General features: G+C 71.9%; 16 protein-coding genes. All 16 read left to right on the forward strand.

What is annotated here, in order from left to right:
- Positions 1-40: 40 nt before the first annotated feature.
- Complete coding sequence (locus tag IEQ44_RS06645) at positions 41-1,756, forward strand: ABC transporter substrate-binding protein (RefSeq protein WP_193637659.1); 1,716 nt, start codon at positions 41-43, stop codon at positions 1,754-1,756.
- Between the two features lie 34 nt (positions 1,757-1,790).
- Complete coding sequence (locus IEQ44_RS06650; RefSeq protein ID WP_319804531.1) at positions 1,791-2,828, forward strand: ABC transporter permease; 1,038 nt, start codon at positions 1,791-1,793, stop codon at positions 2,826-2,828.
- A 12-nt stretch (positions 2,829-2,840) separates the two neighbouring features.
- Positions 2,841-4,217 (forward strand): replication-associated recombination protein A, encoded by a 1,377-nt coding sequence (locus IEQ44_RS06655; protein WP_438861842.1) that lies wholly within the window; start codon positions 2,841-2,843, stop codon positions 4,215-4,217.
- Positions 4,218-4,228: 11 nt separating this feature from the next.
- On the forward strand, positions 4,229-4,732 hold the full coding sequence (locus tag IEQ44_RS06660; protein WP_193637660.1) for a hypothetical protein: 504 nt from the start codon (positions 4,229-4,231) through the stop codon (positions 4,730-4,732).
- Positions 4,729-5,031: a DUF6167 family protein gene (locus IEQ44_RS06665; RefSeq protein ID WP_193637661.1), complete on the forward strand. Its 303-nt coding sequence runs from the start codon at positions 4,729-4,731 to the stop codon at positions 5,029-5,031. The genes IEQ44_RS06660 and IEQ44_RS06665 overlap by 4 nt, the downstream gene beginning before the upstream one ends.
- Positions 5,031-7,745, forward strand: a complete 2,715-nt coding sequence (gene alaS, locus IEQ44_RS06670; RefSeq protein ID WP_193637662.1) for an alanine--tRNA ligase — start codon at positions 5,031-5,033, stop codon at positions 7,743-7,745. Before IEQ44_RS06665 ends, alaS begins: the two co-directional genes overlap by 1 nt.
- Before the next feature lies 1 nt (position 7,746).
- Positions 7,747-8,208, forward strand: a complete 462-nt coding sequence (gene ruvX, locus IEQ44_RS06675) for a Holliday junction resolvase RuvX (protein WP_193637663.1) — start codon at positions 7,747-7,749, stop codon at positions 8,206-8,208.
- Positions 8,201-9,352, forward strand: coding sequence for an endolytic transglycosylase MltG (gene mltG, locus IEQ44_RS06680; protein ID WP_193637664.1), 1,152 nt, complete (start codon positions 8,201-8,203; stop codon positions 9,350-9,352). The genes ruvX and mltG overlap by 8 nt, the downstream gene beginning before the upstream one ends.
- Before the next feature lie 3 nt (positions 9,353-9,355).
- Entirely contained in the window at positions 9,356-10,189 is an 834-nt protein-coding gene (locus IEQ44_RS06685) for a shikimate dehydrogenase (protein ID WP_193637665.1), read from the forward strand.
- Positions 10,186-10,917, forward strand: a complete 732-nt coding sequence (locus IEQ44_RS17870) for a prepilin peptidase (protein WP_193637666.1) — start codon at positions 10,186-10,188, stop codon at positions 10,915-10,917. Before IEQ44_RS06685 ends, IEQ44_RS17870 begins: the two co-directional genes overlap by 4 nt.
- A gap of 98 nt (positions 10,918-11,015) precedes the next feature.
- The gene (aroC, locus tag IEQ44_RS06695) at positions 11,016-12,194 is read left to right on the forward strand and encodes a chorismate synthase (RefSeq protein ID WP_193637667.1); all 1,179 of its coding nucleotides are present in this window, start codon (positions 11,016-11,018) and stop codon (positions 12,192-12,194) included.
- Positions 12,191-12,694: a shikimate kinase gene (locus IEQ44_RS06700; RefSeq protein WP_193637668.1), complete on the forward strand. Its 504-nt coding sequence runs from the start codon at positions 12,191-12,193 to the stop codon at positions 12,692-12,694. Before aroC ends, IEQ44_RS06700 begins: the two co-directional genes overlap by 4 nt.
- Positions 12,691-13,806, forward strand: coding sequence for a 3-dehydroquinate synthase (gene aroB, locus IEQ44_RS06705; RefSeq protein WP_193637669.1), 1,116 nt, complete (start codon positions 12,691-12,693; stop codon positions 13,804-13,806). The genes IEQ44_RS06700 and aroB overlap by 4 nt, the downstream gene beginning before the upstream one ends.
- The gene (locus tag IEQ44_RS06710) at positions 13,803-14,243 is read left to right on the forward strand and encodes a type II 3-dehydroquinate dehydratase (RefSeq protein ID WP_193637670.1); all 441 of its coding nucleotides are present in this window, start codon (positions 13,803-13,805) and stop codon (positions 14,241-14,243) included. The genes aroB and IEQ44_RS06710 overlap by 4 nt, the downstream gene beginning before the upstream one ends.
- 95 nt (positions 14,244-14,338) lie before the next feature.
- Positions 14,339-14,902 (forward strand): elongation factor P, encoded by a 564-nt coding sequence (efp, locus tag IEQ44_RS06715; RefSeq protein WP_193637671.1) that lies wholly within the window; start codon positions 14,339-14,341, stop codon positions 14,900-14,902.
- A 22-nt stretch (positions 14,903-14,924) separates the two neighbouring features.
- Complete coding sequence (gene nusB / locus IEQ44_RS06720) at positions 14,925-15,332, forward strand: transcription antitermination factor NusB (protein ID WP_193637672.1); 408 nt, start codon at positions 14,925-14,927, stop codon at positions 15,330-15,332.
- Positions 15,333-15,434: the final 102 nt, after the last annotated feature.

The following is a 15,434-nucleotide window of genomic DNA, read 5'->3' on the forward strand; positions in this document are numbered from 1 at the left end:
GCAGTCAGCCACGGCCCGGCGTCGAGGTGAGGAGAAGTCCATGGTGGGAACCTGGCGCAGGGCCGGAGCCCTGGTCGTGAGCACGGTCCTGGGGGCGACGCTCGCAGGGTGTGGTTCGGACGACTCCGGCGCCGACGCGGGCACCCTGACCGTTCTCCACCACCAGCCCTACGAGAGCGCGGACCCGCAGCGCATCTACGTCGGCGCGCAGCTGGCCCACTTCCGTCGGCTCGTCTACCGCAGCCTCGTCGCCTTCCCGATGTCGGAGGACGAGGTGGAGGCGAGCACCCCGGTGCCTGACCTCGCCACCGACACCGGCACCTCCCGTCGTGGCGGCCGTGAGTGGAGCTTCACCCTCAAGGACGGCGTGACCTGGGAGGACGGCAGCGAGCTGACCTGCGAGGACGTGCGCTACGGGACCTCTCGCAGCTTCGCCACCGACGTCATCACCGGTGGCCCCACCTACATGGTCAACCGTCTCGACGTGCCGCGCGACCGCAGCGGCCGGCCCGTCTACCGGGGCCCCTACTCGGGGGTGGGGCAGCGCCACTTCGACCGCGCCGTCACCTGCGAGGACGACACCATCACGTTCCGCTTCGCCGAGCCCTGGGTCGACTTCCCGTTGGCCGTGGCCGCGACGATGATGGTCGATCCTTACCGCGAGTCGGAGGACCAGGGCGCCCGGTCGCAGTGGCGCGTCTTCTCGAACGGCCCTTACCGGGTCGAGGGCGGAGAGTGGTCACGCACGGAGGGCGCGACCCTGGTGCGCAACGAGGAGTACGACTCGGCGACGGACTCGCCCGAGGAGCTGCGCCGCGCGCTGCCCGACCGGATCGAGATGGTCGTCGAGGCCTCGGAGACGGCCGGCGAGCTCTTCAACGAACGACTCATCGAGGACGCCCCCGCCGACCGGCGCTCGATCACCATCGCCCGCGTGGGTCCGGCGCAGCTGCCGCGACTGACGGGCGACGTGGCGCGACGCTACGTCCGTTCTCCCTCGCCCTTCACCGGGTTCCTGGTGCCCAACACCGAGCGTCTCGACGACGTCGCGGTGCGACGGGCGTTGGCCCTCGCGACGGACACCGAGGGCTGGGTGACCGCCCTCGGAGGAGAACGGGTCGCCGAGCCGTCGGAGAACCTCGTCAACCCCTCGATCCCCGGGTGGACGGAGCTGGATGCGTTCTCCGGCAGCAACAGCGGAGACCCCGAGACCGCGCGCGACATGTTGCGCCGCGCCGGGGTGCGGACACCCGTCCCGCTCAAGGTCGCCTACCTGGGTGGTCCGACGACCGACAAGGCCATGGCGGCCCTCAAGGCCGGGTGGGACGCCGCCGGCTTCGAGACCACGCTCGACCCGTTGGGAGCCACCTACTACGACGTCATCTCCCGGCGCGACGACGAGTACGACCTCACCTGGGCGGGCTGGGCGGCTGACTGGCCCACGATGGCGGCGGTGCTGCCGCCGCTCTTCGACAGCCGGCCCAACTTCTCACCAGGCTCCTGCGGCCAGAACTTCGGCTGCTACCAGAGTGAGGAGTTCGAGACGCTGGTCGACCGGGCGCTGGCCGCGACCGACGTCGAGGAGCAGACCCGCATCCTCCAGGAGGCCAATGAGGTCCTCGCCCGCGACGTCGCCTACATCCCGCTCGAGGTCTCGACCACCAGCTGGGTGCACGGTTCGGAGGTCACTGGCTTCACGGTGACGGCGGCGTCCAACCACTTCCCCGAGATCGGCCTGATCGGCGTCGAGGACTGATCCGGCCCCTGACGAGGAGGAGGGAAGAGGGACCGTGGGGCTGGCCGGGTGGGCGCTGCGCCGGGTGGCGACCGGGATCGTGCTGCTGCTCGCGCTCTCGCTCGCGACCTTCGCGCTCTTCTTCGCCGCCCCCGTCGACCAGGCGCGGTTCGCCTGCGGCAAGGGCTGCACCGTCGACGAACGTGCGGAGGTCGCCCGGGCGCTGGGCTACGACCGCTCCGTCGCCGAGCAGTGGGGCGACTTCGCCCGGGGTGTCGTCGTCGGCCGCGACTATCCAGCAGACCCCGAGCTGCGCCGGACGAGCCCGGAGATCGTGACCCACTGCGAGGCGCCCTGCCTGGGCTGGTCGCACGTGAACGGTCGCACGGTGAACTCGCTGCTCGCGGACGCCGCCCCGGTCACGGCTTCGCTCGCGCTGGTGGCGTTCGCGTTCTGGGTGCTGGCGGGCGTCGGACTGGGCGTCCTGGCGGCCCGCATGGCCGGCTCGCCGCTCGACCGGGCCCTGGTGGGAGCCTCGATGCTGGCCTACGCCTTCCCGACGTTCGTCGTCGGCATCGTCGCGCTCAAGTACGTGGTGATCCGCTGGGACTGGGTGCCCTACCCGCAGTACGTGCCACCCACCGACGGGGTCGCCGCCTGGCTCGGAGGCCTGCTGCTGCCGTCGGCGGTGCTGGGCCTCGTCTTCGTCGGCGGCTACGTGAGGATGACCCGCTCGTTGGTGCTCGACGCCGCGGGGCAGGCGCACCACCTGACCGCTCGGGCCAAGGGGTTGGCGCCGTCCCTGGTGCTGCGCCGCCACGTGCTGCGCCCCGCGCTGCTGCCCCTGCTCGCCCTCGCTGGCATCGACCTGGGCGCCCTGCTGGGCGGCGCCGTGGTCACGGAGTCGGTCTTCGGCTACGACGGGCTGGGTCTGTTGACGCTGCGCGCCGGGCGGGAGCAGGACCTGCCCACGTTGGTGGGGGTGGTGCTGGTGGGCGGCGCCTTCGTCATCGTGACCAGCATGGTGGTCGACCTCCTCCACGCCATGCTGGACCCACGGGTACGCCTCGCCGGTCGGCATGGGGTCTCCTGACACACTGACCCGGTGGACCCAGAAGCCCTCTTCGACACCCCGGGACGCACGCCCTCCGGCGCGGCGTCCGGCGCTGGATCGCTGAGCGCGAGGACCCACGCGGCGCCGCTCGCGGTGCGGATGCGTCCCCGTGACCTCGACGACCTCGTGGGCCAGTCGCACCTGCGGGCCGAGGGCTCCCCGCTCCGCCAGCTGGTCGAGGGAGACCAGTCGATGTCGCTGGTCCTGTGGGGTCCACCCGGCACCGGCAAGACGACCATCGCGGGCATCGTGAGTCGGCAGACCGACCGGCGGTTCGTCGAGGTGTCCGCCGTCTCCGCCGGCGTCAAGGAGGTCCGGGCAGCCATCGACTCCGCGCGGGCCGAGCTGGTCGCCGGTGGGCGGGAGACCGTGCTCTTCGTGGACGAGGTGCACCGCTTCTCGAAGGCCCAGCAGGACGCCCTCCTGCCGGGCGTGGAGAACCGCTGGGTCACCCTCGTGGCTGCCACGACCGAGAACCCCTTCTTCTCGGTGATCTCGCCGTTGCTCTCGCGCAGCCTCCTGCTGCGCCTGCAGACCCTGGACGACGGTGACATCCACGAGGTGATCACGCGTGCCCTCGCCGACGACCGGGGACTGCGCGGGAGCGTGGAGCTCGACGACGACGCGCGGGAGCATCTCGTCCGGCTCGCCGGGGGTGACGCCCGCAGGGCCCTGACCTACCTGGAGGCGGCTGCGACGGCTGCCTCGAGCACGGGCGGGCAGGTGATCACCCTCGAGGTGGCCGAGACGGCGGTCGACCGGGCTGCGGTGCGCTACGACCGTGACGGCGACCAGCACTACGACGTGACGAGCGCCTGGATCAAGTCCATGCGGGGGTCCGACCCCGACGCCGCCCTGCACTACCTGGCCCGCATGGTCGAGGCGGGGGAGGACCCGCGCTTCATCGCCCGACGCCTGGTCGTGCACGCCAGTGAGGACGTCGGCCTCGCCGACCCCACGGTCCTGCAGACGGCCGTCGCGGCCGCCCAGGCCGTGCAGCTGATCGGCATGCCCGAGGCGCGGCTCAACCTCGCCCAGGCGACCCTGGCCGTGGCCACCGCACCCAAGTCCAACGCCGTCTACGCCGCCTACGAGGCCGCGGCCGCCGACGTCCGCGCGGGCAGGTCGGGCACGGTCCCGGCCCACCTGCGGGACTCCCACTACGGCGGCGCCAAGAAGCTCGGCCACGGAGAGGCGTACGTCTACCCGCACGACCGCCCGCACGGCGTGGCGACCCAGCAGTACCTGCCCGACTCGTTGGAGGGGGCGACCTACTACCGCCCGACCACCCGGGGAGTCGAGGGGCAGCTGCGCGAGACGTGGGAGCGCATCAGGAGCATCGTGAGGGGCGTACGCCCCGACAGGTAGGGTTCCTTCTCGTGAACGAGTGGAGCACGACGACCGTGGTGGCCGCGGCGGCCCTCGCGGCGGCGGCGCTGCTCCTGGCCCTGGTGGTGGCCCTCGTGGTCTCCGGTCGCCGGACGCGCGCCGAGCTCGCTGCCACCCGCCGTGCCCAGGCTGAGCTGTTGGAGCGGGTGGACGCCCTCGCGGTGACGTCCGCTGCGCGGCACCCCGACGTCGAGGCAGCCGAGTTCGTGATCACCGACGTGGGCAGCGACGCCTCCGTCGACGGCCCGGACACGTCCGGCCCGGCCCCGGGTCGCATCGACGGACGACTCTTCGCCGACATCGTGGCCCGCGAGACCGTGGTCAAGGCCGCGTCGTGGAGCTACGGCCTGCGGCGCGCGCTCTCCGCGGAGAACCGCAACCGGATCCGCTTCGAGGTCAGGCGCGAGACCAAGCGCGCCACCAAGCAGCGCCGGGCCGACGTCAAGGAGGCCCTGCGCCAGTACTACGCGCGCCAGGGAGGTGACGCCGCGTGAGCCGCGGACTCTGGTTCGTGGCCGGTGCCGGCGCCGGGGCCTACGCCCTCACCCGCGCCCGCCGGATGGCCGAGTCGATGACCGCCGAGGGCCTGAGGGCCAGGTGGCAGGGGCTCGCCCACGGTGCCCGGCTGCTCTCCGAGGACGTGCGCACCGAGCAGGCCCGGCGCGAGGTCGAGCTCCGCGAGTCGCTCGGCCTCCCCGCGCCACCGCCTCCCGACCGCCAGCTCCCGGGCCCCGCCAGCACGGTGCGCCCCTCCCTGGTCCCCCCGATCGACGACAGGAAGAACGACCACTGATGGACACCTCCGAGATCCGCCGCCGCTTCACCGCGCACTTCGAGGCGGGGGGCGCCTGGGGTGCCCACACCGTGGTTCCGTCGGCGTCGTTGCTGCTCGACGACCCCAACCTGCTCTTCGTCAACGCCGGCATGGTGCCCTTCAAGCCCTACTTCCTGGGCCAGGAGAGCGCGCCCTACCCGCGGGCCACCAGCGTGCAGAAGTGCGTGCGTACGCCCGACATCGAGGACGTCGGCAAGACCACCCGCCACGGCACGTTCTTCGAGATGTGCGGCAACTTCTCCTTCGGCGACTACTTCAAGCAGGGGGCCATCGAGCTGGCCTGGGACCTGCTCACCAAGCCCGTGGCCGACGGCGGGTTCGGGCTCGAGGAGAGCCGGCTCTACCCGTCCGTGCTCGCCGGCGACGACGAGGCCGCCGAGCTGTGGATGAAGGCGACCGGGCTCCCGCGCCACCGCATCGTGGGCCTCGGTCGCAAGGAGAACTACTGGTCCATGGGCATCCCGGGCCCGGGTGGTCCGTGCTCGGAGATCCTCTACGACCGTGGTCCCGAGTACGGCCCGGACTTCGACCCCGCCACCCTGGGCCCCGACATGCCCGTGGAGCTCGAGGACCGCCTCCTCGAGATCTGGAACCTCGTCTTCATGCAGGACGAGCTCAGCGCCGTCCGGTCGAAGGAGGACTTCGACGTCGCCGGCCAGTTGCCGAAGAAGAACATCGACACCGGCATGGGTCTGGAGCGCGTCGCGTTCCTGCTGCAGGGCAAGCAGAACATGTACGAGATCGACGTGATGTATCCCGTGATCGCGCGTGCCGAGGAGCTCACCGGCCGGCGCTACGGTGCCGACAAGGTCGACGACGTGCGCCTGCGCGTCGTGGCCGACCACGTGCGCTCCTCCATGATGCTCATCGGTGACGGCGTCACCCCGGGCAACGACGGTCGGGGCTACGTGCTGCGTCGCCTCCTGCGGCGCGCCGTGCGTTCGATGCGCCTGCTCGGCTTCGAGGACCGCGCCCTGCCCGAGCTGATGCCGATCAGCCGCGACCGGATGGGGGAGACCTACAGCGAGCTCGTCACCGACTGGGACCGCATCGCCCAGGTGGCCTTCGCCGAGGAGGACGCCTTCCGCAAGACGCTGCAGGCCGGCACCCAGATCTTCGACCTCGCGGCCACGGAGGTGAAGTCCAGCGGTGGCGGCGTGCTCACCGGCGACAAGGCGTTCGCGCTGCACGACACCTACGGCTTCCCGATCGACCTCACCCTCGAGATGGCGGCCGAGCAGGGCCTGGCCGTCGACGAGGAGGGTTTCCGTGGCCTGATGGCCGAGCAGCGCCAGCGTGCCAAGGCTGACGCCCGGGCGAAGAAGGGCCAGCACGCCGACACCTCGGTCTACCGCGGCATCCTCGACGCCCACGGCCCGACCGAGTGGCTGGCCTACGAGACCCTGACGACCGAGTCGAAGCCCCTGGCGCTGCTGCGGGAGGGTCTGGCGGTGCCGGTCCTGGGCTCCGGCGAGGTGGGCGAGCTGGTGCTCGACCGCACCCCGTTCTACGCCGAGTCCGGCGGTCAGGCCGCCGACGCCGGTCGGATCGAGTTCGACGGTGGCGTGCTCGAGGTCCTCGACGTGCAGCGACCGGTGCGTGGGCTCGTCGTCCACCAGGTTCGCGTGCTGGAGGGTGAGGTGCCCGCGGACGTCCGCGAGCTGCACGCCAAGGTCGACCCCGAGTGGCGTCTGGGCGCCCGCCAGGCGCACTCCGGGACCCATGTCGTCCACGCGGCGCTGCGCGAGGTGCTCGGACCCACGGCGTTGCAGTCCGGCTCCTACAACCGGCCCGGCTACCTCCGGCTCGACTTCGGCTGGACGACGTCGCTGACCCCCGAGCAGCTGCGCGACGTGGAGCAGGTCTCCAACGAGGCCCTGCGCGCCGACCTGCCGGTCGGGTGGCAGTACATGACGCTGACCGAGGCGAAGGAGTGGGGCGCCATCGCGCTCTTCGGCGAGACCTACGACGACACCAAGGTGCGCGTCGTGGAGATCGGCGGCCCCTGGTCGCGCGAGCTCTGCGGCGGCACGCACGTCGACCACTCCTCCCAGATCGGCACCGTCGTGGTGACGGGGGAGTCCTCCGTGGGTTCGGGCAACCGGCGCGTCGAGGCCTTCACCGGTGTCGAGGGGTTCCGCTACCTGGCCCGGGAGCGCGACGTGGTGGCCCAGCTCACCGGCATGCTCAAGGCCCAGCCCGACGACCTCGTCTCCCGCATCGGTGACATGGTCGACCGGCTCAAGGCCACCGAGAAGGAGTTGGAGAAGGTCCGTCTGGCCCAGCTGCTCGCGGGGGCCGGCGAGATCGCGGGCGCGGCGCGCGACGTCGGTGACGTGGCCGTGGTGGCGCGCCGCCTCGACGGCGCGGGCGGCGGCGACGTGCGTACGCTCGCCACGGACGTCCGCGCGCGGCTGGACGCCGGGCGCCCCGGTGTCGTCGTGCTCCTCGGCGTCCAGGACGGGAAGGTCTCGGTCGTGGCCGCCACCAACGACGCGGCACGAGCAGCCGGACTCTCCGCCAACGACCTCGTACGCGCCACCGCGCCGCACATCGCCGGGAAGGGCGGCGGCAAGCCGGACATGGCGCAGGGGGGCGGCACCGACGTCACCGGCGTCGACGCGGCTGTCGAGGCGGTGCTCGCCGAGGTCGGCCGGGTGCGGGGCGCCTGACGTGCGACCAGGCGTACGCGTCGGCATCGACCCCGGAGACGCCCGGATCGGCGTGGCGCGCAGCGACCCCTCCGGGGTGCTGGCCACGCCGGTCGAGACGGTCCCGCGGGGCAAGGGCGACGTGCGCCGCATCGCTCGCATCGTGCGGGACGAGGAGGCCGTGGAGGTCGTCGTCGGACTCCCGAGATCGCTGAAGGGAGGCGAGGGCCCGGCCGCGCTCAAGGTCCGTGACTTCGCCGCCACCTTGGCCGCGCGGGTCGACCCCGTCGTCGTCCGCCTGGTCGACGAGCGCTTGACCACGGTCACCGCAGAGACCATGCTTCGCGACCAGGGTCGCAAGGGGGGCAAGCGGCGCGCGGTCGTCGACATGGCGGCCGCTGTCGTGATCCTGCAACACGCACTTGACACGGAGCGTGCCAGCGGCACCGCCCCGGGAGAGATCATCGAGGTCGACCATGCATGACGACGGCGCAGCCGCCACCCACGAGCGCAGCCATCCGCCGGAGGGAGGTGCGCGCAAGGCGAGGAAACGCCGCGGCCCCGTGGGGATCGTGGTGATCCTCCTGGTCGTGGCGCTGGCCTGCGCGGGGCTCTACCTCGGCGTGAGCAAGGGCGTCGACTGGGTCCAGGCCCAGTTCGGAGCGGCCGAGGACTACTCGGGTGCCGGCGCCGGCGAGGTCCTCTTCGAGGTGAAGCCCGGCGACTCGGCGGCGGCGATCGGCCGTGGCCTGAAGGAGGCCGGCGTGGTGGCCTCCGTGGACGCCTTCATCAACGCCGCCACTGCGGACTCGCGCTCGTCTGGCATCCAGGTGGGTCACTACCGGATGCGGGAGCAGATGAGCGCGACGCAGGCGCTCGAGACTCTCCTCGACCCGGCCAACCAGGTGCGCAACACCGTGACCGTGCCCGAGGGGCTGCGGGTCGTGGACATCGTCGACATCCTCGTCGAGAAGACCGACTTCGGGCGGGGGCAGTTCGAGAAGGCGCTCGACGACCCCGAAGCGCTCGGCCTGCCCGACTACGCGCAGGGGAACCCGGAGGGCTACCTCTTCCCCGCCACCTACGACGTGGGGCCGAAGGACCGCCCCGCCGACATCCTGGCCGCGATGGTCGACCGCTGGCGTCAGGCCGCCGACGACGCCGACCTCGAGGGACGCGCCGACGCGATGGGCATCTCGCCCGCCGAGCTGATGACCGTTGCCTCACTCGTCGAGGCCGAGGGCCGGGGCGACGACATGCCGAAGATCGCCCGGGCCATCTACAACCGGCTCGAGCCCTCGAACACCGAGACGAACGGCCGGCTGCAGATCGACGCGACCGTCAACTACGCGCTGGGACGCAAGGGCATCGTGACGGTCGACGCGGACGACCGGGCGGTCGACTCGCCCTACAACACCTACGCCAACGCTGGCCTGCCGCCGACGCCGATCGAGGCTCCCGGCGACGACGCCATCTCGGCGGCGGCGAACCCGGCCGAGGGACCGTGGCTCTACTGGGTCACGGTCAACCTCGCCACCGGGGAGACGAAGTTCGCCGAGACGTTGGCCGAGCACAACGTCTACGTGGCGGAGTACCGCGAGTACTGCACCACCTCCGACGCCTGCTGACCGATGACGGCCCATGTCTGCGGGGTCCTGGGTGATCCCGTCGCCCACTCCCTCTCACCCGTGCTGCACCGGGCGGCCTACCAGGCGCACGACCTGGACTGGACCTACGACGCCCACCGGGTCGGCGCGGGCGGCCTCCAGCAGTTCCTCGCCGGGCTCGACGAGTCGTGGCGCGGCCTCTCCCTGACGATGCCGCTCAAGCGCGAGGCCATGGGTCTGGTGGACACGCTGAGCGACGTCGCCAGGGTCTCGTCGGCGGTCAACACCGTCGTCATCGAGCACCAGGGTGGGAGTCGTGTCCTGCACGGTGACAACACCGACGTACCCGGAGCGGTGGCCGCCCTGCGGGAGCGTGGCGGTGCCGAGGGACCCCAGCGGGCCACCATCCTGGGCGGAGGCGCGACGGCGACCTCGGTGGGCCTGGCGCTCCTGTCCATGGGGGTCCGGGAGATCGACCTGCTCGTCCGCACGCCAGAACGTGCGACGGAGACCCGTGACGTGCTGGTCGGGTGGGCCGCGGACGCCCGGGTCCGCGTGCTCTCCCTCGACGCAGTCGTGGTCCCGGGTGACGTGGTGGTCTCCACCGTGCCGGCGGCGGCCCAGGGGGAGGCGCTCGTCGAGCGTCTGGCGGGTGCTGCGGTGGTCTTCGACGTGGTCTACGACCCCTGGCCCACTCCGCTCGTCGCGGCGTGCGACGGTGTGGTGGTCTCGGGGCTCGACCTCCTCGTGCACCAGGCCACCTTCCAGTTCGAGCTCTTCACCGGGCGGCCGGCACCGCTCGCGGTGATGAGGGCCGCGGGCGAGCAGGCCCTCGCGGCCAGGAACGCCGGTCGGTGAGCGCCGTCTGGGGAGTCGCGCTCATCTGTGCCCTGGGGGGACTGCTCGTCGCCCCGCTCGTGCGACGCATCCCGGAGCCCGAACCCGAGCCCGATCCTGAGTCAGCAGCCGGCGAGTCGGGGGAGCCCGGACATCCGGCGGAACCAGCCAAGGAGCTCTACCGCGACATCGGCTCCCGTCGCGGCCTCCCGGCGCTGGCCGTCCTCCTGTCGGCGGGGGCCGGGGGAGTCCTGGGGTGGTGCCTGGGCTGGTCCTGGTCGCAGCTCTTCCTGGTGCCGCTCGTCCCGGTCCTGGTGGCGTTGGCGGTGGTGGACTGGCGTACGCGCCTGTTGCCCACCTGGCTCATCGCCCGCACCTACGCCGCGCTCGTGCCCCTGGTCCTGCTGGTCGGCGTCGTGACGCAGGAGTGGGACGACGTCATACGCGCAGGGTGGGGCTGGCTCATCACCGGGGCGCTCTACTTCGTGCTCTGGTTCGTGAACTCCTCCGGGCTCGGCTACGGAGACGTCCGGCTCTCCGGGGTCCTGGGTATGGCGCTCGGCCACCTGGGCTGGGGAGAGCTCTTCGCGGGCGTCTACGCCGCCTTCATCCTCGGTGGGGTCGTCGGCGGGGTGCTGGCGCTCGCGAAGGTCGTGGACCGCCGAGGAGTGCCGTTCGGGCCCTTCATGGTGGCGGGGGCGCTGGTGGGCGTCCTGCTGGGGCCCTGGACGGCCGGCCGCTTCGGCTGACCTCCCAGCAGCGCACGCCGTGGGCCTGCATGCTGCCGCCATGGACACAGCGCGGTCCCGCGAGGCCGGCCCTCACGAGGCATGGAACAATGCGGCCCATGTTGCGTTGGCTCACTGCGGGTGAATCCCATGGCCCCTCACTCGTCGCGATCCTCGAAGGACTTCCGGCCCACGTCGCCGTCACGACCGCCGACGTCGACGACTCGTTGGCCCGCCGCCGGTTGGGGTACGGCCGCGGCGCCCGGATGAAGTTCGAGCAGGACGTCGTCACCTTCATCGGAGGTGTGCGCCACGGCGCCACCCAGGGTGGGCCGGTCGCCATCCAGGTCGGCAACAGCGAGTGGCCGAAGTGGGAGAAGGTCATGTCGGCCGACCCCGTCGACCCCGACGAGCTGGCCGCAATGGCACGCAACGCACCGCTGACCCGTCCGCGCCCCGGCCACGCCGACCTGGTCGGGATGCAGAAGTACGACTTCGACGAGTCCCGCCCCGTCCTGGAGCGCGCCTCGGCGCGCGAGACCGCGGCCCGCGTCGCCCTGGGCCGGGTGGCTTCCAACTTCCTCGAGCAGGCGGTGGGTGCGCGGATCGTCTCCCACGTCGTCGAGCTCGGGGGTGTGCCTGCCCCGGCCGGCCTCGTGCCCGTGGCCGACGACGTGGCCCGACTGGACGAGGACCCCGTGCGCTGCCTCGACCCCGAGGCCTCGGCTGCGATGGTCGCCCGCATCGACCAGGCCCACAAGGACGGCGACACGCTGGGCGGCGTCGTGGAGGTCGTGGTCCACGGGCTTCCGCCCGGCCTCGGCTCCCACGTGCACTGGGACCGGCGGCTCGACGCGCGCCTGGCCGGCGCGCTGATGGGCATCCAGGCGATCAAGGGTGTCGAGGTCGGTGACGGCTTCGAGCTGGCGGCGACCCCGGGCTCGCAGGCGCACGACGAGATCGTCACCACCGACGACGGCCTGCGACGCACCTCCGGACGCTCGGGCGGCACCGAGGGCGGCATGAGCACCGGCGAGGTGCTCCGCGTCCGCGCCGCCATGAAGCCCATCGCCACGGTCCCTCGCGCCCTGCGCACCGTCGACGTGGCCACGGGTGACGCTGCCGTCGCCCACCACCAGCGCTCCGACGTCTGCGCCGTGCCCGCGGCGGGCATCGTCGCCGAGGCGATGGTGGCGCTGGTCCTCGCTGACGCCGTGGTGGAGAAGTTCGGTGGCGACTCCGTCGCCGAGACCCGTCGCAACGCCGAGTCCTACCTCGCGCACCTGAAGTTCCGGTGACGGGTCCGCGAGTCGTCCTGGTCGGCCCGATGGGGGCCGGCAAGTCGACGGTGGCCGAGGTACTCGGCGAGGCATGGGGGCTCGAGGTCCGCGACACCGACCAGGACATCGTGGCAGCCCAGGGCCGTTCGGTGCAGGACATCTTCGTCGACGACGGTGAGGCGCACTTCCGCGAGCTCGAGGTGGCAGCCGTCGCGAAGGCGCTTGACGAGCACCACGGCGTGCTGGCCCTGGGCGGCGGCGCAGTCCTGGACCCGCGCACCCGTGAGGCCCTTGCCGGCCACCGGGTGGTCTTCCTCCGCGTGGGTCTCGCAGAGGCGGTCAAGCGCGTCGGCCTGGGCACCGGGCGCCCGCTGCTGCTGGGCAACGTGCGAGCCCGGGTGAAGGCCCTGCTCGACGAACGGACCCCCGTCTACGAGTCGGTCGCGCGGCTGACCGTCGACACTGATGAACGGACCCCTCAGCAGGTGGCCGAGGAGATCATGGAGGCCCTGGCATGACGCAGCCGCAACCCCGCGACGTCGAGATCCTGCACGTCGGTGGCGCCTCGCCCTACGACGTCGTCGTCGGACGCGACCTGGCAGCCCTGCTGCCCGACCTGCTCGGCAGCGGCGTCCAGCGGGTGGCCCTGCTGTACGCGGGTGGTCTCGGCGCGCTCGCCCAGCCGGTCGCCGACGTGCTGGCGCAGCACTACGACGTGCTGGCGCTCGGGCTCCCCGACGGTGAGCAGAGCAAGACCTCGTCGGTGGCCAACGACTGCTGGGAGGCGCTGGGGGAGGCGGGCTTCACCCGCTCGGACGCCGTGGTGACACTCGGCGGCGGCGCCACCACGGACCTGGGCGGGTTCGTCGCCGCCAGCTGGCTGAGGGGCGTGCGCGTCGTGCACGTGCCGACCACGGTGCTGGCCATGGTGGACGCAGCCGTGGGTGGCAAGACCGGCATCAACACCGGCGCCGGCAAGAACCTCGTCGGCGCCTTCCACGAACCAGCTGGCGTGCTCTGCGACGTGTCCCTGCTCCAGACCCTGCCACGCGAGGAGCTGGTCGCTGGTCTCGGCGAGGTCGTCAAGTGCGGCTTCATCGCTGACCCCGAGATCCTGGCGATCGTCGAACGCACCGACCCGGCCGCACTGACCCACGACTCCGCGGAACTGCGCGAGCTGGTGCAGCGGTCGATCCAGGTGAAGATCGACGTCGTCGTCGACGACCTGCGTGAGGTGGGTGGCCGCGACGGGCATCCCGGTCGCGAGGTGCTGAACTACGGCCACACGATGGCCCACGCCATCGAGCGCGCCACGGGCTACGAGGTCCGTCACGGGGAGGCCGTGGCGATCGGCTGCGTCTTCGTGGCCGAGCTGGCCCGCCGTGCCCAGGGGCTGGACGACGACCTGGTCACCCGGCACCGCACCGCCTTCTCACGCGTGGGCCTGCCCACCGGCTTCTCCGGCGCATCCTACGAGGAGCTGCGCGCCGCCATGGCGGTCGACAAGAAGTCGCGCGGCGACCAGCTGCGCTTCGTCGTGCTCGAGGGACTCGCGACACCCCGCGTGCTCGCCGGACCCTCGGAGGAGCACCTGCGAGCTGCGTACGACGTGATGGTGGGGCTCGCGTGACCCGCCGCGTCCTCGTGCTCAACGGCCCCAACCTGGGCCGGCTGGGCCGACGTCAGCCCGAGATCTACGGCACCACGACCCACGACGAGCTGGTGGAGCTCTGTCGTGGCTGGGGTCGCGAGCTGGGGCTGGAGGTCGAGGTCCGTCAGACGAACCACGAGGGCGAGCTGCTCGACTGGCTGAACACCGCGGCCGACGACGCGGTGCCGGTGGTCCTCAACGCCGGGGCCTGGACCCACTACTCGCTCGCTCTTCACGATGCCTGTGCCCAGCTCGAGGCGCCGCTGGTGGAGGTGCACATCTCCGATCCGCGCCGCCGGCCCGAGTCGTTCCGGCACGTCTCCTACGTCGAGCCCCACGCGGTGGCGACGATCGCCGGGCGCGGGGTCGACGGCTACCGGGCGGCCCTGGAGCTGCTGGTTCCCGCAGGCTCCTGACGCCACGCCCGCCCGCCGGTTTACGCGCAGGTCCCGGCCGCCACTAGACTCCTGCGACGGCTCTCCATCCCCGAGACGAAGGCGACTCTGCGCACATGGCATCGACGAACGACCTCAAGAACGGCATGGTTCTGAACCTGGAGGGCCAGCTGTGGTCCGTGGTGGAGTTCCAGCACGTCAAGCCCGGCAAAGGACCGGCCTTCGTCCGCACCAAGCTGAAGAACGTGGAGTCCGGCAAGACCGTCGACAAGACGTTCAACGCCGGCACCAAGGTCGAGACGGCCAACGTCGACAAGCGCACCATGCAGTACCTCTACAACGACGGCAGCTCCTACGTCTTCATGGACACCCAGACCTACGACCAGCTCGAGGTCGCGCCGGAGAGCGTGGGCGACGCCAAGAACTTCCTCCTGGAGAACCAGGAGGCCATCGTGGCCACCAACGAGGGGCGTGTGCTCTACGTCGAGCTCCCGGCCTCGGTCGAGCTCCTGATCGCCGAGACCGAGCCCGGCCTGCAGGGCGACCGGTCGACCGGTGGCACGAAGCCGGCCACCCTCGAGACCGGCCACGTCATCCAGGTGCCCCTCTTCATCACCAGCGGCGAGAAGGTCAAGGTCGACACGCGCGACTCGTCCTACCTCGGCCGCGTCAAGAGCTGACGGCGAGCGGTTCCCCACGACCATGACTGCCCGCAGCAAGGCGCGCAAGCGCGCGCTCGACATCCTCTTCGCCTCCGAGATGCGAGGCGAGGATCCCGTGCAGGCTCTCGAGACGGCGGTGGCCGCGGGTGAGGGGCCGACCAACCCCTACACCGAGGTGCTGGTGCGTGGCGTGCAGCAGCACCGCGCCCGCATCGACGAGGTGCTCGCCGACTACGCCCAGGGCTGGACGCTGGACCGGATGCCCGCGGTCGACCGCAACGTCCTGCGCATCGGCGCGTACGAGCTGCTGTGGAGCGAGGACGTGCCGGCGGAGGTGGCGGTGAGCGAGGCCCTGGGCCTGGTGAGCGACCTGTCGACCGACGATTCACCCGCCTTCGTCAACGGTGTCCTGGGCGCGGTGCAACGCGACCGCGCCCACCTCGTCTGACGACCGATCCTCCGGGCCCCGGTGCACCGCGCCGGGGCCCACCCATGTTCGACCGGCTGCAATTGCACCAAACCGCCGGAGCTGACCCCCGACCTCTGGGAG

This window comes from Nocardioides malaquae, assembly GCF_015070385.1.
GTDB lineage: Bacteria > Actinomycetota > Actinomycetes > Propionibacteriales > Nocardioidaceae > Nocardioides > Nocardioides malaquae.

Bases quoted from the DNA above. Each gene is read 5' to 3' on its own strand.
- IEQ44_RS06645 (WP_193637659.1), top strand. From the start codon at position 41: ATGGTGGGAACCTGGCGCAGGGCCGGAGCCCTGGTCGTGAGCACGGTC.
- alaS (WP_193637662.1), top strand. From the start codon at position 5,031: ATGGACACCTCCGAGATCCGCCGCCGCTTCACCGCGCACTTCGAGGCG.
- mltG (WP_193637664.1), top strand. From the start codon at position 8,201: ATGCATGACGACGGCGCAGCCGCCACCCACGAGCGCAGCCATCCGCCG.
- IEQ44_RS06685 (WP_193637665.1), top strand. From the start codon at position 9,356: ATGACGGCCCATGTCTGCGGGGTCCTGGGTGATCCCGTCGCCCACTCC.
- aroC (WP_193637667.1), top strand. From the start codon at position 11,016: ATGTTGCGTTGGCTCACTGCGGGTGAATCCCATGGCCCCTCACTCGTC.
- aroB (WP_193637669.1), top strand. From the start codon at position 12,691: ATGACGCAGCCGCAACCCCGCGACGTCGAGATCCTGCACGTCGGTGGC.
- efp (WP_193637671.1), top strand. From the start codon at position 14,339: ATGGCATCGACGAACGACCTCAAGAACGGCATGGTTCTGAACCTGGAG.
- nusB (WP_193637672.1), top strand. From the start codon at position 14,925: ATGACTGCCCGCAGCAAGGCGCGCAAGCGCGCGCTCGACATCCTCTTC.